22 protein-coding genes are annotated in these 18,853 nt (G+C 36.5%); 11 read left to right on the top strand and 11 right to left on the bottom strand.

Annotated features, from left to right (window positions below):
• Nucleotides 1-179 precede the first annotated feature (179 nt).
• The 3 genes from F981_RS08940 to F981_RS08930 form a co-directional block, all read right to left on the bottom strand.
• Entirely contained in the window at nt 180-650 is a 471-nt protein-coding gene (locus F981_RS08940) for a hypothetical protein (protein ID WP_004720706.1), read from the bottom strand.
• A 95-nt stretch (nt 651-745) separates the two neighbouring features.
• Nucleotides 746-1,666 carry an ornithine carbamoyltransferase gene (argF, locus tag F981_RS08935; protein ID WP_004720705.1) on the bottom strand — a complete coding sequence of 307 codons (921 nt, stop codon included), beginning with the start codon at nt 1,664-1,666 and terminating at the stop codon, nt 746-748.
• 128 nt (nt 1,667-1,794) lie between these two features.
• Nucleotides 1,795-2,448 (bottom strand): TetR/AcrR family transcriptional regulator, encoded by a 654-nt coding sequence (locus F981_RS08930; RefSeq protein WP_004720703.1) that lies wholly within the window; start codon nt 2,446-2,448, stop codon nt 1,795-1,797.
• Between the two features lie 236 nt (nt 2,449-2,684).
• Between F981_RS08930 and prpB the strand changes: the two genes are divergently transcribed.
• Together prpB and prpC are read left to right on the top strand one after the other, a co-directional pair.
• On the top strand, nt 2,685-3,569 hold the full coding sequence (gene prpB / locus F981_RS08925; protein ID WP_004720700.1) for a methylisocitrate lyase: 885 nt from the start codon (nt 2,685-2,687) through the stop codon (nt 3,567-3,569).
• Between the two features lie 4 nt (nt 3,570-3,573).
• A complete protein-coding gene (prpC, locus tag F981_RS08920) occupies nt 3,574-4,710 on the top strand; it encodes a bifunctional 2-methylcitrate synthase/citrate synthase (protein ID WP_004720699.1) in 1,137 nt (378 codons plus the stop codon).
• 56 nt (nt 4,711-4,766) lie between these two features.
• Here prpC and F981_RS08915 read toward each other — a convergent pair whose 3' ends face one another.
• From F981_RS08915 to F981_RS08905, 3 genes are all read right to left on the bottom strand, one after another.
• Nucleotides 4,767-5,354 (bottom strand): hypothetical protein, encoded by a 588-nt coding sequence (locus tag F981_RS08915; RefSeq protein WP_004720697.1) that lies wholly within the window; start codon nt 5,352-5,354, stop codon nt 4,767-4,769.
• A 12-nt stretch (nt 5,355-5,366) separates the two neighbouring features.
• A complete protein-coding gene (locus F981_RS08910; RefSeq protein ID WP_004720695.1) occupies nt 5,367-5,990 on the bottom strand; it encodes a hypothetical protein in 624 nt (207 codons plus the stop codon).
• Nucleotides 5,991-6,176: 186 nt separating this feature from the next.
• Nucleotides 6,177-7,847 (bottom strand): FMN-binding glutamate synthase family protein, encoded by a 1,671-nt coding sequence (locus F981_RS08905; protein ID WP_004720693.1) that lies wholly within the window; start codon nt 7,845-7,847, stop codon nt 6,177-6,179.
• Between the two features lie 186 nt (nt 7,848-8,033).
• Here F981_RS08905 and F981_RS08900 point away from each other — a divergent pair, with 186 nt between their 5' ends.
• Nucleotides 8,034-8,249, top strand: a complete 216-nt coding sequence (locus F981_RS08900; RefSeq protein ID WP_004720689.1) for a hypothetical protein — start codon at nt 8,034-8,036, stop codon at nt 8,247-8,249.
• A 99-nt stretch (nt 8,250-8,348) separates the two neighbouring features.
• Nucleotides 8,349-8,804 carry a DUF6896 domain-containing protein gene (locus tag F981_RS08895; RefSeq protein ID WP_004720687.1) on the top strand — a complete coding sequence of 152 codons (456 nt, stop codon included), beginning with the start codon at nt 8,349-8,351 and terminating at the stop codon, nt 8,802-8,804.
• Nucleotides 8,805-9,035: 231 nt separating this feature from the next.
• Here the strand turns inward: F981_RS08895 and F981_RS08890 are convergent, their stop codons facing one another.
• Nucleotides 9,036-10,199: a ribosomal protein uL16 3-hydroxylase gene (locus F981_RS08890; protein WP_004720685.1), complete on the bottom strand. Its 1,164-nt coding sequence runs from the start codon at nt 10,197-10,199 to the stop codon at nt 9,036-9,038.
• Nucleotides 10,200-10,343: 144 nt separating this feature from the next.
• Here F981_RS08890 and F981_RS08885 point away from each other — a divergent pair, with 144 nt between their 5' ends.
• Entirely contained in the window at nt 10,344-10,724 is a 381-nt protein-coding gene (locus F981_RS08885; RefSeq protein ID WP_004720683.1) for a hypothetical protein, read from the top strand.
• Between the two features lie 118 nt (nt 10,725-10,842).
• Here the strand turns inward: F981_RS08885 and F981_RS08880 are convergent, their stop codons facing one another.
• Together F981_RS08880 and F981_RS08875 are read right to left on the bottom strand one after the other, a co-directional pair.
• Nucleotides 10,843-11,436 carry a Maf family protein gene (locus tag F981_RS08880; RefSeq protein WP_035372047.1) on the bottom strand — a complete coding sequence of 198 codons (594 nt, stop codon included), beginning with the start codon at nt 11,434-11,436 and terminating at the stop codon, nt 10,843-10,845.
• A gap of 21 nt (nt 11,437-11,457) precedes the next feature.
• Nucleotides 11,458-11,841 carry a DUF2237 family protein gene (locus F981_RS08875; protein WP_004720680.1) on the bottom strand — a complete coding sequence of 128 codons (384 nt, stop codon included), beginning with the start codon at nt 11,839-11,841 and terminating at the stop codon, nt 11,458-11,460.
• Between the two features lie 139 nt (nt 11,842-11,980).
• Between F981_RS08875 and F981_RS08870 the strand changes: the two genes are divergently transcribed.
• From F981_RS08870 to F981_RS08845, 6 genes are all read left to right on the top strand, one after another.
• Nucleotides 11,981-13,168 carry a phosphoglycerate kinase gene (locus F981_RS08870; RefSeq protein WP_004720679.1) on the top strand — a complete coding sequence of 396 codons (1,188 nt, stop codon included), beginning with the start codon at nt 11,981-11,983 and terminating at the stop codon, nt 13,166-13,168.
• A 148-nt stretch (nt 13,169-13,316) separates the two neighbouring features.
• Nucleotides 13,317-13,595 (top strand): hypothetical protein, encoded by a 279-nt coding sequence (locus F981_RS08865; protein WP_004720678.1) that lies wholly within the window; start codon nt 13,317-13,319, stop codon nt 13,593-13,595.
• A 128-nt stretch (nt 13,596-13,723) separates the two neighbouring features.
• Nucleotides 13,724-14,761: a class II fructose-bisphosphate aldolase gene (gene fba, locus F981_RS08860; RefSeq protein WP_004720677.1), complete on the top strand. Its 1,038-nt coding sequence runs from the start codon at nt 13,724-13,726 to the stop codon at nt 14,759-14,761.
• Nucleotides 14,762-14,877: 116 nt separating this feature from the next.
• On the top strand, nt 14,878-15,729 hold the full coding sequence (locus F981_RS08855; protein ID WP_004720676.1) for a DMT family transporter: 852 nt from the start codon (nt 14,878-14,880) through the stop codon (nt 15,727-15,729).
• 101 nt (nt 15,730-15,830) lie between these two features.
• A complete protein-coding gene (locus tag F981_RS08850; protein WP_004720675.1) occupies nt 15,831-16,439 on the top strand; it encodes a GNAT family N-acetyltransferase in 609 nt (202 codons plus the stop codon).
• A 150-nt stretch (nt 16,440-16,589) separates the two neighbouring features.
• Nucleotides 16,590-17,201 carry a GNAT family N-acetyltransferase gene (locus F981_RS08845; RefSeq protein WP_004720674.1) on the top strand — a complete coding sequence of 204 codons (612 nt, stop codon included), beginning with the start codon at nt 16,590-16,592 and terminating at the stop codon, nt 17,199-17,201.
• 22 nt (nt 17,202-17,223) lie between these two features.
• Here the strand turns inward: F981_RS08845 and F981_RS08840 are convergent, their stop codons facing one another.
• Both F981_RS08840 and F981_RS08835 read right to left on the bottom strand, forming a co-directional pair.
• Entirely contained in the window at nt 17,224-17,766 is a 543-nt protein-coding gene (locus F981_RS08840) for a CbrC family protein (protein ID WP_004720673.1), read from the bottom strand.
• Between the two features lie 40 nt (nt 17,767-17,806).
• On the bottom strand, nt 17,807-18,847 hold the full coding sequence (locus F981_RS08835) for an AlbA family DNA-binding domain-containing protein (RefSeq protein WP_004720670.1): 1,041 nt from the start codon (nt 18,845-18,847) through the stop codon (nt 17,807-17,809).
• Nucleotides 18,848-18,853 lie beyond the last annotated feature (6 nt).

Here is an 18,853-nt window from a genome sequence, read left to right as displayed (position 1 = left end):
CATAGTAAGTATTCTACATGACAAAATTGTTACAGATAGCTAAAATGTTAAAAATTGTCTTAATCTTAAACGATTAAAAAATATTAATTTTTTAATCGTTAGATCGACTTGAAAAAAAACCGAATCTGCTTAGACAAAATGTGAACTGATACAATGCACCAAGACAATATTATTACAAATTAAAATTTGCATTGCTCATTTTTGAGTTTTAGCTCATATGCTTTCTGTTCAGACATCAGTTTTATTTTTACATAATAAGGATTTTGACGTTGGAATTCATTTTCAAAAAGTAAATGACAATTTTCAAGCATACCTTCCATTAAAAGTTGCTGAGTTTTTTCTTTACCCATGCTATTTGAAAACTGATTAAAATCTTTAGATGTAATTAAACCTTGCAAATCAACATGATCATGATACATATGAATTTTCTCAATCACTGTGTTTTGGTCGACTTGTACAGGCAGCACGCGAGAGTCTTCTTCACTTAACGCAGTTAAAACATCATCTAAATTTTGTTGATCTATAATTTTATAATCCTGTCCAATCAAATTCTTTTGAATCAAATAATCATCTAATTCAGTTGCATAACTACTTTGAGAAATGAGCATGTACATTGACATTGCGAATAAAGGAATTATTTTAAATTTCATTTGAATTATACACATATTAAAAATATGGATTTTATTATACTGAAACAAAAAATAAGCACCAGTGTTGGTACTTATTTATCTTAAAACAAAACAAATTAGTCTTTGTTTAAATTTTCATTGATTAAAAATTCAACCAAGGCTTTTTGTGCATGTAGGCGGTTTTCTGCTTCATCCCAAACCACAGCGTTTTTGTGATCCAGCATATTTTCAGAAACTTCTTCACCGCGATGTGCAGGTAGACAATGCATAAATAGACAATCTGGATGCGCTAAATCCATTAATTTTTCATTCACTTGATACGCAGCAAACGCTTTTTCACGAATTTTTTGTTCTTCTTCTTGGCCCATACTTGCCCAAACATCCGTCACGATTAGATCTGCATTGACCGCTGCATCTTCTGCTGATTCAAAAAGTTCTACGCAATGAGCAAATTCTGAAAGAAATTCAGGTTTTGGTTCATAACCTTTCGGTGATGCGATTTTTAACTTAAAGCCCCACATATGCGCAGCTTCAATATATGAATTACACATATTGTTGCCATCGCCAATCCAAGCCACAGTTTTGCCATTGATCGAACCACGATGTTCAACAAATGTTTGTACATCCGCAAGTAGCTGGCAAGGGTGGTGGTCGTCAGTTAATGCATTGATAACCGGGACTGTTGAATATTCAGCAAAACGTTCAACAATATCATGACCAAATGTACGAATCATCACGATATCAAGCATGCTCGATATCACACGTGCAGAATCTTCAATTGGCTCACCACGACCCAATTGAGTGTCGCGTGATGAAAGGAAAATTGCACTGCCTCCAAATTGGCTCATACCAGCTTCGAAAGATACACGAGTACGTGTACTCGACTTTTCAAAAATCATCCCCATGACTTTTCCAACAAAGGGTTGAAATACTTCGTTGTTGTGTTGTTTTCGCTTTAACTCTTGAGCACGTTCAATGATACGGTTAAGTTCAGCAGTGGATAAATCACGTAAAGTAAGAAAATGTCGTAGAGCCATGGTTACTCCACAATAATTGTTTAGTCAAAACCAATAGGGAAATTGACCAACAATTCATTGTTGGTGGTTGATGAAAGTAAAAAGGAGAATCAGCTAATATACTATATGAATATGAAAACGCAAAAAAATTAGACCTTTTGATGGCCCTCTAAGAAGCGATCTACACAATAACTTACGCAATTGAATATTTCTTGATCAGATTCTTTGATTTCAATCCCCATTAAAATTCGCCATTCCAAATTTCTAAGAATTCCAAAATAAAATTGTGCTGAAAATAAAGGATTTGCACAGGTTAATATTTGATTTTCTACACAACGTTCCAAGGCACATGCAATAGAGTGTTGTACTTGCTTTGGTCCTTTTTCATGAATATAGACGGCCAATTGTGGGTCTTTTTGTGAACGTTCTAAGACCAAACGTATAAAAGCAATATTTTCAGGAATGATCATATGCTTATAAAAGTTAATCAAGGTATTGATCAAATATGCTCTGAGCTCATTCAACGCGGGGTTAAATGGAATGCAGATATCTTTAAAGAATAAATCACGACGATAGTCACAGATCGCTGTAAATAGACCTTCTTTACTACCAAAATATTTGTAAATCGAGGCTTTTGATCCGCCTGCATGATTCACGATGTCATCTAAAGATACCGCATCATAACCGTGCTCTAAAAAAAGATCGTTTGCACTAATCAGTAATGCCAAGCGACGCTCATGCCCACGTTTAGTTTGTGGAAAATCACATCCTGTAGCTTCAACTTGTGCTAAATCTTCGTTCATAAATTACTGAGGAAAAATGGGTTGTCACTATTATATCAAAGATGTCAATAAATTTCTTAGCAAACGTGCTATTGGAAAAAATGATTAAAAAAAGTGCACAAAAATGAAAAAATGAATCAAAATTCATTTTTCTTTGACTAAAGTTTTAGAGTAATATATCTAAATGGTCATATGCGAAATATAAATTATGGCTATACTCAAAACTCAATAAACAAGTGACCACTGTGGAAGGGAATATGACACAACAGACGTCTGCAGGCTTAAGATTTAGACAAGCTCTAGAAGTGGAAAAACCATTACAAATCATTGGTACAGTCAACGCTTATGCAGCGATGATGGCGAAACAGGTGGGTTATAAAGCCATCTATCTTTCAGGTGCTGGTGTGGCAAACTATTCTTATGGTTTACCTGATTTAGGGATGACCAGCTTAGACAACGTATTGGAAGATGTTCGTCGTATTACAGAACGTGTAGATACACCATTACTTGTTGATATCGATACAGGTTGGGGTGGTGCATTTAATATTGCACGGACAATTAAACAAATGATTAGTGCGGGTGCGGCAGCTGTCCATATTGAGGATCAAGTTGCACAAAAGCGTTGTGGTCATCGTCCAAATAAAGAAATTGTTTCTCAACAAGAAATGGTTGATCGCATTAAAGCAGCAGTTGATGCAAAAACAGATTCAAACTTTGTTGTGATGGCACGTACAGATGCATTGCAAAAAGAAGGTTTGCAAGCCGTGATTGATCGTGCCTGTGCATGTGTCGAAGCTGGCGCAGATGCAATCTTTGCTGAAGCAATGACGGACATTACCATGTATAAAACAGTCTGTGATGCAGTAGGTGTTCCTGTTCTTGCAAATATTACAGAGTTTGGTGATACACCTTATTACACCACCCAAGAGTTAGCTGAACAGGGCATCAGCATGGTGCTATATCCATTGTCTGCAACACGTGCAATGCAAAAAGCAGCTCTCGAAGTTTTCCGTTCAATTCGTGAAAATGGTACACAAGTTAATGTACTGGATAGCATGCAACAACGAAAAGAACTTTACGAATTCCTTGATTATCACACTTTCGAAAACACTCTAGATAAACTGTTCACCCAGGAGAAATAATAAAATGGCTGAAGGAAAAGTACTTACAGGCGCAGGATTGCGCGGTCAAGTTGCAGGTAAAACAGCACTTTCTACAGTTGGTAAGAGTGGCGCAGGCTTAACTTATCGTGGTTATGATGTGCAAGACCTTGCGGAAAATTGCCAATTTGAAGAAGTTGCATATCTTATTTTCTTTGGTGAATTGCCTACTGCAGAACAATTGGCGACATATAAAGCCAAATTAAAATCACTTCGCCAGTTACCACAAGCTTTAAAAGAAGTTTTGGAACATATTCCTGCTGATTCACATCCAATGGATGTGATGCGTACAGGGGTTTCAATGTTAGGTAATCTGGAAACTGAAAAATCATTTGATCAACAGCAAGATGTTGCAGACCGTATTCTTGCAACTTTGCCAGCGATCATTTGTTATTGGTACCGTTTTAGTCATGATGGTGTTCGTATTGAAGAAAATACCGATGACGATTCAATCGGTGCACAATTCTTGCATTTACTGCGTGGTGAAAAGCCAAATGAATTACATGAACAAGTGATGAATGTTTCATTAATTCTTTATGCTGAGCATGAGTTTAACGCGTCAACATTTACTGCACGTGTATGTGCTTCAACATTATCTGATATGCACTCGTGTATTACTGGTGCAATTGGTTCACTGCGTGGACCTTTGCATGGCGGCGCAAATGAAGCTGCGATGGAAATGATTGAAAACTGGACGTCACCAGAACAAGCTGAACGTGAAATGCTGGGTAAACTTGAACGTAAAGAAAAGATCATGGGCTTTGGTCATGCGATCTATAAAGACAATGATCCGCGTAATGGCATCATCAAAATTTGGGCTGAGCGTTTAGCAAAAGATGTTGGTGATACAGTGCTTTACCCAGTATCAGTACGTTGTGAAGAAGTGATGTGGCGTGAGAAGAAATTGTTCTGTAATGCAGATTTCTTCCATGCATCTGCATATCATTTCATGGATATTGCAACAAAACTATTCACACCAATTTTTGTGATGTCTCGTGTTACTGGTTGGGCAGCGCATGTAATGGAACAACGTGCTGACAATCGTATTATTCGTCCAAGCGCGGATTATACTGGTCCAGAACTCCGCAAAGTTGTACCAATCACTGAGCGCTCTGCGGCGTAATGAATTGATCAAGATTGATAAAAGCAGTAAAAATAAAGCCTCCTAAGAGGCTTTATTTATTTAGGAAGCTGATCTGTAGGAAATAAAACAACAGTTTCTTCACGGCTATATCCTTCATCAAAAGGTAAGCTGAGTGATTCAAAAGTAATCAGCGCCCCTTTGTTTTTTGGCAGTTCAAAAGCCTGTTTAAGTTTAATTTCTGGACTGTAACTGGTTAAATTCTGTTGAAGACTTTGATATTGCGGACTGGATATTGTAAATATCGAGCCATAAATTGTTTTAAATGAGTCAGAGCTTTGAGTATCAGATGGTCTTTGTTCGAGTAGATTAACGTTAAAGTCTTGAAGCACGATCTTTTTAAGCGGTTTAAGCTGAGTCTTTATGCTTGAAAGTTTTTGCTGAAAGGTTTGTTGATCTGTAATACCTGTAAAATTTTCATCGTATTTGAGCAGATCATAGCGTTTTTCACTCAGTGAATAGCGATAAACTCTTGGAATGTCATAGCTTGCTGAATTTTCAAGAATTAAAACCGCTTTTTTATCTGAATCATAGCCGAGGACTTCAAGTGAAATATTGCTATAACTTTTTGCAAAAGCGAGAGCGCTAAAACTGAATAAGAGCGTTGATGTGATTATTTTTAACACGATTTATCCTCATTATTGTATTGGTAAGAGCAAAACAGCATCTTCAACATCATAGCCTGTTTCTTCTGGAATGCCGAAATATTTAACCACAATCAGCCGCTTATTCTGATTTGGCACGACATAGTTCTGAGTGATTTTTATTGTTTTAGCATACTGTATAGCTTGTTGGTTTTTGCTTTTTAAAGAAGCTGTTGTAACTTTGTATATGGTTTTATATTGAGGAATCTTTTGGGATTGATCATGCCAAGCAGGGACGTAATGAGTTTGACTTTGCACCACTTGAATTTTTGCTGTATTGGCATTTCCTATAAGTAACGGTGTTAAACGCTTTTTAATTTTATTTAGGTCTTTTTCAAACTGGATAGCATCTTGATCATAGTCAATTTTATGTGTTTTGGGATTGATATATAACGATTGTACTTCAATCAACTTGTCAGGTGTTTTACTGTTGAGTTGATAATAGTATAACTGTGGCAAGCGCCCACGCTCATCTTCATAGTGTCGTAACAGATAAAGTTTTTGTTGTTTTGCTTCATAACCCAATACTTCTATTGTTTGTCTACCACCCACAGTTGCATAACAATGTAATGACGTTGTAAGGATAGTGGTGGCGGTTATGTGTTTTAGAAATTTCATCCGCAAATATTCTTGATGTGTTTTAAGATATCTTGCTTAAATATTGTTTAGATTAAAATGGTGTTTGAGTAAAAATAAACTCCAATATAAATTTAAATAAAAGCAAAAGATTAGGCTTCTTTTAAATGCTAGATATAAAAAAGGAGATCATGTTGATCTCCTTAATGAAATTTCGTTTGCAAATAATTAGAAATGTTCAGCAGTTGCTAAGTTCCACATTCTAAAATAGAAATTTTCTTCATCTTTATTTTCACAACTGAGCAATTCGCCGTCTTTCATCCAAAAGTGCAATTGAGCATAGTTTTTGATTTCACGGTCATTAATTCGTTGTGCCAAATGATGTGCTTTAATCTCAGCAGGATGTTGTAAACCAGCTGCGGCAATCATTTCCGCAAGCGCTTTTAAGGTGTTTTTTTGGAAACTAAACACACGGTCTGCTTTAGATGGCACATCAAGTGCTTTTTGACGTTCTTTGTTCTGCGTTGCAACGCCAACAGGACATTGGTTGGTATGACAACTTTGTGCTTGGATACAACCCACCGCAAACATAAAGCCACGTGCAGAATTGACCCAGTCGGCACCCATAGCCATAGTACTGGCGATATCAAAGGCACTGATAATTTTACCACTTGCGCCAATCTTGATTTGAGAACGTAAACCTGCGCCAATTAAGGTATTGTTTACAAAAAGCAGGCCTTCACGTAAAGGTGTACCCATATGATCAATCAGTTCAATAGGGGCAGCACCTGTACCGCCCTCTGAACCATCAACCACGATAAAATCTGGAGTGATTTTGGTCAGTAGCATGGCTTTTACAATGCTCATAAATTGCCAAGGTTGTCCGATACACAATTTAAAACCAACCGGTTTGCCGTTGGATAGCTCACGTAATTGCTGAATAAAATGCATCATTTCAATAGGAGTGCTAAAAGCCGAATGTGTCGCTGGAGAAATACAATCCACGTCCATAGAAACACCGCGTATTTCGGCAATTTCTTTGGTGATTTTATCTTTGGGAAGAATACCGCCGTGCCCTGGTTTTGCCCCTTGGGATAGTTTGATTTCGATCATTTTAATTTGAGGCAAAGCTGCTTGTTGCTTAAATTTTTCAGGATCAAACTTACCATCTAAAGTACGGCAACCAAAATAGCCACTGGCTATTTCCCAAACAATATCACCACCGGGTTCAAGGTGATAAGGACTTAAGCTCCCTTCACCCGTGTCATGATAAAAGTTGCCTTTTTTTGCACCAGTATTTAAAGCAAGAATGGCATTTGCACTCAAACTACCAAAACTCATTGCTGAGATATTCATGATCGAAGCACTATAAGGTTGTGAGCACTGATCATTACCAATACTAATTCTAAATGTATTAAAATCAGCAGGTGTTTTGGGTGTCATCGAGTGGGTTAAAAAACGATAGTCATCTTGATAGACATCAATAATTGAACCAAAAGGCTTATCTGCATTTTCATTTTTAGCACGTTGGTAAACTAAGCTTCTTTGTGCACGTGAAAAAGGTAAGGCATCATCATCAGATTCAATGAAATATTGACGAATTTCAGGACGGATATCTTCAAAGAAAAATCGAAAATGTCCCATTAAAGGATAATTTCTTAAAATAGAATGTTGTGTTTGGATGATATCGGCAAAGCCAATTGCGGCCAGTATGGATGAAATAATCCAAGCTAAATTCAGTACAGTATCTGAAAAAAAGTAATAAATATAATGACCTTCGTTAAAGAAAATAATCCAAGTCAAATATAAAGATACAAATATACAAAGGAACCAAACGGAATAACGGGAGAAAAAAGTATTGAGAAGTTGATGTCGAATTGCTTGAGCAGGACTTGCCATGAAGTAAATATCTCATTCTTTATATAGCGCTAAATTGCCCAAATTGATGAAAAAGCTCAAGTAATGATTTGTTAGACTTGAGAATGGTTCTAGATTAATAATTGAATGATTTATTTTCTAAACAATTTGAGTTAATTTAACTGAAATATTTATTCAATATGCGATGAAAACAAAAAGGAATCGAAAATGTTTGAAGAGTTTCTGACAAAATTGTTAAACCCAAGTATCAGTTTTTTAGCCATTTATGTTTCTGTGATCGTTATTATTGCTTATATCGGGTTATTCTTCCAGTTTTTTAAAATTAAAAATCTAAAGCAGGAAAATGAGACATTAAAGCATCAGTTAAGTTCTCAAGCTCACTCAAATATCAGTTTGAGCAAGGATGAGGGAATTATTTCTTAAAATTATGCTGAAAATAAATTGATAGAAATAAAGCCTGAATTTTCAGGCTTTATTGGATAAGTTTTAATTATTTAGCTTTGAAATTTTGACAGTAATTATATGATCGACCTTACTTCTGATGTAGAACAGGAATTATTAACAGCAATGGACAACTATAAAGCCATTGCTGAAGTGCTTATTGATAAATTAATTACAGAAACAGACCAGCCTGAAAAAGAAAAAATTAACGCAGGACACTATTACGAAATACAAGATGCTGATTTTTTAAATGGACAAAAAACGCTATCGGAAGATTGGTCTTTTTTTGTGCATGGAGAACACTGTATGTTTGAGAATTTAATAACAGGACAAATTCTTGAAGTTTCGCTTGGAAACAAAGAAAGTATTGGCAATCTTGACCCATATTTCTTTTATAATTTTCTCAAGACAACAGTTGAATTCAATCACTTAACAAAATACTTCATTAATCCCTTTAGTAGTACTTTAGACTTTTTTGAAAAACTTGAACGACAAAAAATATTGACAATAGATTTCGGAGTTTATCGAAAACTATGAGAAAAAATAGTCTGATAAAAGGACAATAAAGTCACAGCAAAGTCTTTATCTCTAGTGGGATGAAGTGTTTAATTTTACTTCGGTTAAGTCCTCAAGCTCACTCAAATATCAGCTTAAGCAAGGATGAGCGAGTTATTTCTTAAAGTTATGCTGAAAGTAAATTGATAGAAATAAAGCCTGAATTTTCAGGCTTTATTTAAGCGTTACATTGTTAGAGTTAGATTGCGAATTTTATTCGTCAGTGGGAACAAGCATCAAGATAGATTCATTTAATAATCCAGCAATGTCCTCTAATATTTCATCATCAGACAATTCATGATTGAGTTTGACACTTTGTCCATCTGCAATCTGCTTTAAATGGGGTGCAAATTGTTCAGAAATACAGATCGATTCACCATTTGCCCAGAATAATAATTCATGATTCTGTTGAAGATAAATTAATCGAGAGGCTGGCTCAATTTGTAGTAAATAGCCTTGGTCAAGAACTTCTTCTAAATCTCCAGTGCCAATCGCTTCAGCATCTGGAATATTTTCAGGGTACTTTGCTTCAGCCATTAGACTCATAATGGCATCTTCTAACACTTTAGAATTGTTTAATTTTGCCAATAATTCAGTTTTTAAATAATCGAGTTCAGCTTGTGTTACTTGCCCAATCGGGTTTTGTTTATTCCGTAAGATGTCGATAAGCGGATTACGTAGTTGTTGGTCTTCGACAAATTTATCGCTGACACGATCCATCATGTCTGTAATATTCGGCATACGGAAACCAAAAGAGTAGGTTAGGCAATCGTCTTCCGCTACACCATAATGTGACAATCCTGGTGGGACATAAAGTAAATCACCTGGCGCTAAAACTTCATCAAAATTGATCTCCATTTCTGGAAGTAGCTTTAACGGCTGCCCTTCAACAAATTCAGATTCAGCATCACACATTTGTCCAAGTTGCCAACGACGGTGTCCATAACCTTGTACAAGAAATACATCATAAAAGTCAAAATGCTGACCTACAGAACCACCTTTAGCAGCATAAGAGACCATAATGTCATCACGACGCCACTGTGGAATAAAAGGAAATTTCTTCCAAAGCTCTGCTAAATCAAATGAATAATGATCTACAGCTTGAATCAATAAGGTCCAAAGTTTTGGCATTTTTTGAAAATCACCTTTGATGAGCGGTGATGATTTTACTGACCATTGATTTGGATCTTTGTCTTTTTGCTTAATCAGGCGTGCTGTGATGTTTTCATCCAGAGCAAGCTCCATGACGTCATCTGGAACAAGGATATTGGCAATTTCAGGTAAAGCATTACGAACCAATAAAGGTTTTTTTTGCCAGTATTCTGAGAGGAATTGTTCAGCAGTAATTCCGCCAAGAACATCTAAAGGTAGGGACATGAAAATAGCCTAAGCAAATTTGAATCTATAATGTGGCTATTGTCTTATGAGATGACAGGTGGTGCAAGTATTTGTAAATTTATTCAAAATATATTTATATAAAAACAGCCATGCTTTTTGAAAATTAAAGGAGTTATAAAAGTCATGATTTTAAAAAAAATATCTCATAATATATTCGAGATTTGCCTAGATTTAAAAGAAAGCATTTTTAATTGGATTGAGGGATATGGATTTGTTCCTATTTCGTATTATTCTGACCCAAAAAAAGAAATTGCAAACAAAACACTTTCAGTATTGCGTTCGTATCGACAATTGATTATCAAAGGCAAAAATATGTCTATTCCAACTTGGGTGGTGAATGAAGCGCAAGTGAATGATTTTAGTGAGGCGCAATTAAATCAAATTTGGTTAGAGTATTTAAACAAGATGATTCTTGCTTTTGATTTGGTCTTGATGGGGGACTGCCAAACAGAATCTAAGGCTAAGATTAAAGAAGGGCTTATGTTATTTGCAACGCATTATTAGGATTTATGGGATTAACTCAAAAAGTCTTCATCCATTTTTAATGCATGAGCAAATAACACAAAGTCCATGTAATTATGAAAATTTATAATAAGATCGAGCTTATTATACAATGTGGAAATTAAGGTAGCAGGATTCCCAACTTCCTTAAAATTCCACATAACTGAATCATTGGCATACCCATCAAAGTGGTTTGGTCTTGCCCAATCATTTGCTCAAATAAACTAATACCAAGACTTTCACACTTAAAGCTACCCGCACAATGCAGAGGTTGATCAATTTCGATATAACGCTCAATTTCAGCCAAAGTTAAGTCACGAAATTTCACATGATAATGCTCAACCAAGGTTTGTTCAAAACCAGAAGCCAAATGTTGCACACTTAAGGCAGTACTAAAAAAGACATTTTTGCCTGAATTGGCTTGTAGCTGTTGAATGGCTTTTTCTACAGATAGAGGTTTACCAATAAAATCTTGTGGTGCATGTTCACGCCAAGCCACCTGATCTGACCCAATCACAATTGCATTTGGATGTTCTTGAGCAATGATTCGGGCTTTTTCAAAAGCCAAGCGTTTAGCCAAATCATCGGCATGAGACTCACCCTGTGGTGATTCATCGATTTCAGGAGAGATACAATGATAGTCTAAGCGTAAACGATTCATTAAATCTTTACGGGTTTGGCTCGATGAAGCCAAAATAATTTCAGGGTGATTCATCTTTGAATAATTCATGCCTAGTTATACTGCATATTCCATCAAGAGATCTAAGGGAACATACGCCAAAACAGCTTGATGACAGGCTTGCAGTTTTACGCGAGGTGCCATGTCGTTTTGATAGGCCTCAACCCAACGCGTCACACATAAACACCAAAAATCACCAGGTTGTAGTCCCGGAAAGCCGTGTTCTGGCAGCGGTGTAATTAGGTCATTTCCCACTTTTTGTGAAAAATTTAAAAATTCTGAAGTCATTTCAGCGCATACAGTGTGCTGACCGAGGTCGGTTGTTGCTGTATGGCAGAAACCATTACGAAAATAACCTGTGATTGGAGAAAAACAACAACTTGCTAAAGGTTCACCTAAGACATTTAAACCATTGATTTTAGGATCGGGATGAAAAGACATAAGCGTATAGAATTTAAAAGTTCGCCCTATAATAATCAAATCTCAACTTTTCTACAGCTTTTCTACAAAAGTATCTAACCTTTTTTTGTGTAATCATTTAGAATCTACGCGATTTTTAATATCTATAAGAGAGCTATACATGAATTTTCAGCGTATGACTGACCTCGATTTAGCAGGCAAGCGTGTACTTATTCGTGAAGACTTAAACGTACCTGTTAAAAATGGTGTGATTACAAGTGATGCACGTTTACGTGCTGCATTACCGACAATTAAATTGGCACTTGAGAAAGGTGCTGCGGTCATGGTGTATTCTCATCTTGGTCGTCCCGTTGAAGGTGAGCCAAAAGCAGAACAATCATTAGCTCCTGTAGCAGCTTATTTAACTGAGGCGCTTGGTCAAGACGTTAAATTATTTACAGATTACTTAGATGGTGTTGAAGTTGCAGCAGGGCAAGTGGTATTACTTGAAAACTGTCGTTTCAATGTGGGTGAAAAGAAAAATAATGCTGAACTTTCAGCAAAATATGCAGCGCTTTGTGATGTATTTGTGATGGATGCCTTTGGTACAGCGCATCGTGCAGAAGCATCAACTGAAGGCGTAGCACGCTTAGCAAAAGTTGCAGCAGCGGGCCCTTTGCTTGCAGCTGAATTAGATGCTTTAGGTCGTGCGTTGCAAACACCTGAAAAACCAATGGTTGCAATTGTTGCTGGTTCTAAAGTTTCTACTAAACTTGATGTTTTAACTTCGCTTTCTGATATTTGTGATCAATTGATCGTTGGTGGTGGTATTGCCAATACATTCTTAGCCGCAGCTGGCTTCAATGTCGGTAAATCATTGTGTGAACATGATTTGATTGACACAGCGAAAGCGATTGCGGCAAAAGTATCAGTTCCACTTCCAACAGATGTTGTTGTGGCAGATGCCTCTGCAATCGACTTTGCAGATTTCTTAGGTTCATTGGCAAATGCTAAAGCAACTGTAAAAAAAGTTGAAGATGTTGCAGACAATGACATGATTTTGGATGTCGGTCCTGAAACTGCGAAAGCTTTTGCTGAAATCTTAAAAACGTCTAAAACGATCCTTTGGAATGGTCCAGTTGGCGTGTTTGAAGTGGATCAATTTGGCGAAGGTACAAAAACACTTTCTTTGGCAATTGCAGAATCTGAAGGATTCTCTATTGCTGGTGGTGGTGATACTTTGGCAGCAATTGATAAATACCAAGTTGCAGACAAAATTGGTTATATTTCAACTGGTGGTGGTGCATTCCTTGAATTTGTCGAAGGCAAAACACTTCCAGCTGTAGCGGTATTGCTTGAACGTGCTTAATTGAAAAATTATTTTAATTATGACGTTTATATGAAAGGCTGACCTCGTGTCAGCCTTTTTTATCTGAGAGATTCATTGTAAAGTAATAAAAATGAAATATAACTGCAATAAACTAGATCAAATCCAATCACCAACACTGGGAAATGTGATGAAATTTAAATTTACACTTGCAGCACTTCTTATTGCTCCTTTGGCATTTACTGCATGTTCTAAACAAGAAAAAGCACCAGCCTCAGAACAAACATCTTCTTCTGAAGCTGCTTCAGCAGAATCAGCAAACACATCTGCAGAACAACAAGCTGTGATTGATGCGCTTGATCAGCCTGTTTTGGATGAAAAAAATACAGATGTTCCAGCTGAAAAAGCAAATGCTCCAGCGGATGCGGCTACACCAGCGACTGAAGAAGAAGCACCTAAAGCTCAATAATCTTTCTAAATGTTGTTATTTGTTAAAAGTCCTCGCAAACGCGGGGATTTTTTATGAAATAGTCAATATTGTTGCTGAATTGAAATAAAGCAACATGTAGAATATGGGGCATTACTTGGGAGGATATTATGGCTCTTATCTCATTGCGCCAACTCTTGGATCATGCCGGTGAACATAGTTACGGCGTTCCAGCGTTTAATGTGAACAACTTAGAACAAATGCGCGCAATTATGTTAGCCGCTGACGCAACAAATTCACCTGTAATTGTGCAAGCTTCTGCTGGTGCACGAAAATATGCAGGTGCTCCATTTTTACGTCATTTAATTTTAGCTGCAATTGAAGAATGGCCACATATTCCAGTGGTAATGCATCAAGATCATGGTACAAGCCCAGATGTTTGTCAACGTTCGATCCAGCTTGGATTTTCATCTGTAATGATGGATGGTTCTTTAGGTGCAGACGGTAAAACACCAACGTCTTATGAATATAACGTTGATGTAACACGTCGTACTGTTGAAATGGCACATGCATGTGGTGTTTCTGTAGAAGGCGAAATTGGCTGTTTGGGTAGCCTTGAAACAGGTTTGGCTGGTGAAGAAGATGGTGTTGGTGCAGAAGGTGTACTTGATCATTCTCAACTTCTCACTTCTGTTGAAGAAGCTCGTCAATTCGTTGCAGATACCAATGTTGATGCTTTAGCAATTGCAGTTGGTACTTCTCATGGTGCGTACAAGTTTACTCGTCCACCTACAGGCGATATCTTGGCAATTGACCGTATTAAAGAAATTCATGCGGCACTTCCAAATACTCATCTTGTTATGCATGGTTCAAGCTCGGTACCACAAGAATGGTTAGCGATTATTAACCAATATGGTGGTGACATCAAAGAAACTTATGGTGTTCCAGTTGAACAGTTGGTTGAAGCAATCAAGCATGGTGTACGTAAAATCAACATCGATACAGATTTACGTTTAGCATCTACAGGTGCAATGCGCCGTATGATGGCTGAAAAACCAAGTGAATTTGACCCACGTAAATTCTTCGGTGAAACTGTTGAAGCAATGAAACAAATCTGTGTAGATCGTTATACAGCATTTGGTACTGCGGGTAATGCAGACAAGATTCGCCCTATTTCTTTAGAAAAAATGGTTGATCGTTATAAATAATCTTTGATGGTTGTTGATTACCTAAAAGCCCACTCATGCTAGTGGGCTTTTTCTTGAATCATAGGGACTCGGTTCCGCATAAATTTTGCAATGATTGGTGAGATAAGAAGTAAATTATGGAACTCATATTTTCAGCAGCACTTTGTAGTGTGTTGGTTTCAATGCTTTTAAAATGGACCAAACAAAAAGGTTTTGATGCATTGCAAATGATTGCTTGGAATTATGCAATCGCCAGTATATTGAGCTACATCTGGTTTAAGCCTGATTTGGCCCATATTTCAATTTCAAATACACCATGGTGGTTGATTTTTGGTTTAGGTGTTGTATTACCCAGTATTTTTTTATGTCTAGCTAAATCATTAAATAGTGCAGGAATTTTAAAAACTGAAATTGCACAACGATTGTCTGTGGTTTTATCATTATTGGCTGCATATTTTTTATTCCAAGAACAATTTAACCAATTAAAAATGCTTGGTATCGGTTTGGGTATTGTGGCAGTTTTATGTATTGTACTTTCCCAGTCGAGTTCATCAAATTCATCCCTCAATCAGAAAGGGATCCTTTATTTACTCAGTGTTTGGGTAGGTTATGCTTTGGTTGATGTTTTATTGAAATATACAACCAGCCTGGGTTTACAGTTTCCAGTTACATTAACCTTGATGTTTATCTGTTCATTCCTATTATCTGTCGGTTACTTACTGATTCGAAAAACTCAGTGGAAGCTTCAGAACTGTATTGCTGGTTTGGCCTTGGGGATCATAAATTTTGCCAATATTGCTTTATATGTCAAAGCGCATATTTTATTAAAAGATTCTCCAGCCATTGTTTTTGCAGGGATGAATATCCTTGTGGTGTTATTTGGGGTCATTGCAGGGCTGTTAATTTTTAAAGAAAAGCTTAAAGTGATTACCGCTCTAGGACTGGTTTTAGGTTTGGCTGGAGTGGTATGTTTAACCTTGGCAATATAATGGCTTAACAGTAAGAAAACTTCGTTGTTAATACGATTGATGCTGATCACTTTGCAATGACATTAAACGGTAACTTTATAGATTAACTTGGTGGATATGAGATGGATGCATTTGAACAATTATTTATTCATTTAGATTTACAACTAAATAATATTCGCTTAGTACCACTGTCTTTTGAACACGAGCAAGGACTCGCTGAAGCGTGTCGTGATGGTGAATTGTGGAAGCTACGAATTACCTCTACACCACATTACACAGAAGTTAAAAATTATATTGAAAAAGCACTAATCCAAAAAGCACAGGGCAGCCGTTATCCCTTTGTTGTCATAGAGCAAAGCTCAGGGAAAGTCTTGGGAACGACCAGTTATCACGATATTTTATTAAACGTAAAACGTTTTGAAATCGGCTATACATGGTATGCACAATCGGCACAGCGGACCCATGTCAATACTAGCTGTAAACTATTGTTATTAGAATTTGCTTTTGAACAACTTCAAGCCAATACCGTGGCGTTGCGGACTGATCAATTTAATTTTAAAAGCCAAAAAGCCATTGAACGTTTAGGTGCTAAAAAAGATGGCATTATTCGGGGTGATCAAATGCGTAAAGATGGTACGATTCGAGATACGGTGTTGTACAGTATTGCGCAAGGCGACTGGAACAATGTAAAAGCACATTTACAAGACATGTTGGCACATTATAAAAAATAACTATTTTGTTGAATTATATTCGATTCAAGGGCATGCAAATGCCTTTGAAATCATTTGAAAGATCGTCATGGTGATTTCATATTTTGATCATAAAACTTTCAAAAACATAGTGGACAATGGAGGAGCATTCTTTACATTGGTGTAATTGCTATGAATCAAGATATCTTTTCAACGCTTTATACATCATTACAAACCCATCAAGTGCAGCTTTTACCACTACAAATAGAACATGAAAATGCTTTAGTTGAGGTATGTAAAGATGGCCGCTTGTGGGAGTTGGAATATACATCAGTTCCACATTATTCTCAGATCAAGGCTTATATTGCCAAGGCACTTGAACAAAAATCTTTAGGAATACGCGTACCTTTTGTTGTTTTAAATCAGCGGAATGGTCGTATTGTAGGAACCACCAGTTTTCGCGATTTTATTTGGGAGGTGCGCCGTGTTGAGATTGGCTATACATGGTATGCACAATCAGCACAACGCAGTCATATCAATACCAGTTGTAAGTTGTTGTTGCTTGAGTACGCATTTGAAAAACTACAAGCTAACTCGGTTGTATTAAGGACGGATATTCGCAATATTAAAAGTCAAAGTGCCATTGAGCGTCTAGGTGCGCATTATGATGGTGTGCTACGTCAAGATGCGCTACGAAAAGATGGAACTGTTCGCGATAGTGTTATATACAGCATAATCAAAGATGAATGGCAGGGCATTAAACAGCATTTAAGCCAGTTACTTAGCCAAAGCTATAAGGTTTAACTTATAAGGTTTGATTATGTATTTAACTACAATCTATATGTAAGCGATGTTGTTGGCAATGAATGCATTGAAACAGATAGCCTGTTAAATCACCGTCGATACTGAGCTGATCTTGGATAAGCTCTACTGGATAACCATTTTCTTCGATATCGGCTTTGACCTCATCCCAAATTGGTTTAAGCATTTCACTATCCGCATAAGCGATAAACTGACATGGTTCATTGCAATGCATCAGCCAAACTTCTTGTTGCCAACTATGATAACTTGGCGTTTTTAAGCAGATTTCATCTAAAAACTCAGGGTTGATTTTTTCGGATGGAACATTTGGGTTTGAAGAAATACCTTCAATGCCACAATAGTCATTGTATTCTCCATCGTATTTTTGCGCTGCTGCACCATTGGCAATACACCACGGACAGATATAATCGGGTTCATCTATGCTATAGAAAGAACATACGTACTTTAAGTCGCGTTGTTGATTGCAAATTGAACAAATACCATCTTCTTTTTCAAACAGATCAAGTTTGTATGCATTGGGATGATATTTAAACTGAGGGTAATTCATATTTTTGATTCTTCTAGGCAAAGATTTTAACTATTGAATGCTAACAATAAAATTCTACCCGAAAACTTTCAATCAGTTCAGGTGGAACGCGTGTTGTTTGTCCATTGGTGCGCATAAACAGTTCGCCTTTGTAATACAAAGGACGGTCCGATTTATTACATTTAAAGACCAATATGGTTTTTCCTTGAATCTGTATTTCTTCTAGTGTGGTATAAATATTTGAAATTTTGTTACTTTCGTGTGCCAGTTTATCAATCAAACTCCGCTTCATTAAGTCGAGTGAATTATTAAAGTGTTCCGCAAGTTCATTTTCAATCCCTACAATGGTTAAATCATCAGCAACGCCTATAAATACATAGCCATTGCGGGTATTCATAAATGCAAAGCACGCTTTGACCCATTTATCTGATTTGCGGTTGGTTAATAGGTCAGTGGTACGTTCTTTAAATTCAATCCGTTGATTTTCACCCAGTTGAATTAAATTAAAATAGTACTCTGAACAGGATTTTTGCCGATAATGATTGAGTGTGGTCTTAATTTTTTCTAATGATTTATATGCGGCAACAGTTTCTAAATTATGAATATCTTGCCATTGGTAAATTAATTTAATCTTTAACTCGTTGGCTAAGTTGGGATCAGCAAGGTATTCAAAGCTCAAATTGAGATATTGTAAAATTTCTGTGTAAATAGCATGACTGGCAATTGGAATGGAAATTTTATTAAAAGTATTTCTTATTTTTTCTAAATTTTTGTGAAATTCAAAAGCTTCTTGGTAAAAGCTTAAATATTTAAACTCATTTAAAATATGTTCATAAGGGCGATGAAATGAGTTAGGAAACAGTTGCTTGGGCGGTATATGGATATATTTTTCAATCTGTTGAAAGTAATATCTTAAGGTTGGATACTTTAAGGCCTGATCAATATTGATTTCAAATTTCTCGGAAAGTGGCTTGGTGGTATAGGCTTGAAAAAACAGCAGTGTTTGGATTTCTTTGTATTTATTGGGGTAGTCATGCCAATGCGTTTCTAGAAACTCATTAAAATTCTTAAATTTATTGGTGAGATACATGTTCAAATCCATATCAAC

It is taken from the genome of Acinetobacter guillouiae CIP 63.46, assembly GCF_000368145.1.
GTDB classification, from domain to species: Bacteria; Pseudomonadota; Gammaproteobacteria; order Pseudomonadales; family Moraxellaceae; genus Acinetobacter; species Acinetobacter guillouiae.
The sequence above is the reverse complement of the archived record's forward strand: the minus strand, read 5'-3'. Positions and strand labels throughout refer to the sequence as shown.

Coding starts and splice junctions, on each gene's coding strand:
- argF (WP_004720705.1), bottom strand. CDS start 1,666: ATGGCTCTACGACATTTTCTTACTTTACGTGATTTATCCACTGCTGAA.
- prpC (WP_004720699.1), top strand. CDS start 3,574: ATGGCTGAAGGAAAAGTACTTACAGGCGCAGGATTGCGCGGTCAAGTT.
- F981_RS08905 (WP_004720693.1), bottom strand. CDS start 7,847: ATGGCAAGTCCTGCTCAAGCAATTCGACATCAACTTCTCAATACTTTT.
- F981_RS08850 (WP_004720675.1), top strand. CDS start 15,831: ATGGATGCATTTGAACAATTATTTATTCATTTAGATTTACAACTAAAT.
- F981_RS08845 (WP_004720674.1), top strand. CDS start 16,590: ATGAATCAAGATATCTTTTCAACGCTTTATACATCATTACAAACCCAT.
- F981_RS08900 (WP_004720689.1), top strand. CDS start 8,034: ATGTTTGAAGAGTTTCTGACAAAATTGTTAAACCCAAGTATCAGTTTT.
- F981_RS08880 (WP_035372047.1), bottom strand. CDS start 11,436: ATGAATCACCCTGAAATTATTTTGGCTTCATCGAGCCAAACCCGTAAA.
- fba (WP_004720677.1), top strand. CDS start 13,724: ATGGCTCTTATCTCATTGCGCCAACTCTTGGATCATGCCGGTGAACAT.
- F981_RS08840 (WP_004720673.1), bottom strand. CDS start 17,766: ATGAATTACCCTCAGTTTAAATATCATCCCAATGCATACAAACTTGAT.
- F981_RS08890 (WP_004720685.1), bottom strand. CDS start 10,199: ATGTCCCTACCTTTAGATGTTCTTGGCGGAATTACTGCTGAACAATTC.
- F981_RS08885 (WP_004720683.1), top strand. CDS start 10,344: ATGATTTTAAAAAAAATATCTCATAATATATTCGAGATTTGCCTAGAT.
- F981_RS08895 (WP_004720687.1), top strand. CDS start 8,349: ATGATCGACCTTACTTCTGATGTAGAACAGGAATTATTAACAGCAATG.
- F981_RS08875 (WP_004720680.1), bottom strand. CDS start 11,841: ATGTCTTTTCATCCCGATCCTAAAATCAATGGTTTAAATGTCTTAGGT.
- F981_RS08870 (WP_004720679.1), top strand. CDS start 11,981: ATGAATTTTCAGCGTATGACTGACCTCGATTTAGCAGGCAAGCGTGTA.
- F981_RS08910 (WP_004720695.1), bottom strand. CDS start 5,990: ATGAAATTTCTAAAACACATAACCGCCACCACTATCCTTACAACGTCA.
- F981_RS08865 (WP_004720678.1), top strand. CDS start 13,317: ATGAAATTTAAATTTACACTTGCAGCACTTCTTATTGCTCCTTTGGCA.
- F981_RS08940 (WP_004720706.1), bottom strand. CDS start 650: ATGAAATTTAAAATAATTCCTTTATTCGCAATGTCAATGTACATGCTC.
- F981_RS08855 (WP_004720676.1), top strand. CDS start 14,878: ATGGAACTCATATTTTCAGCAGCACTTTGTAGTGTGTTGGTTTCAATG.
- prpB (WP_004720700.1), top strand. CDS start 2,685: ATGACACAACAGACGTCTGCAGGCTTAAGATTTAGACAAGCTCTAGAA.
- F981_RS08835 (WP_004720670.1), bottom strand. CDS start 18,847: ATGGATTTGAACATGTATCTCACCAATAAATTTAAGAATTTTAATGAG.
- F981_RS08930 (WP_004720703.1), bottom strand. CDS start 2,448: ATGAACGAAGATTTAGCACAAGTTGAAGCTACAGGATGTGATTTTCCA.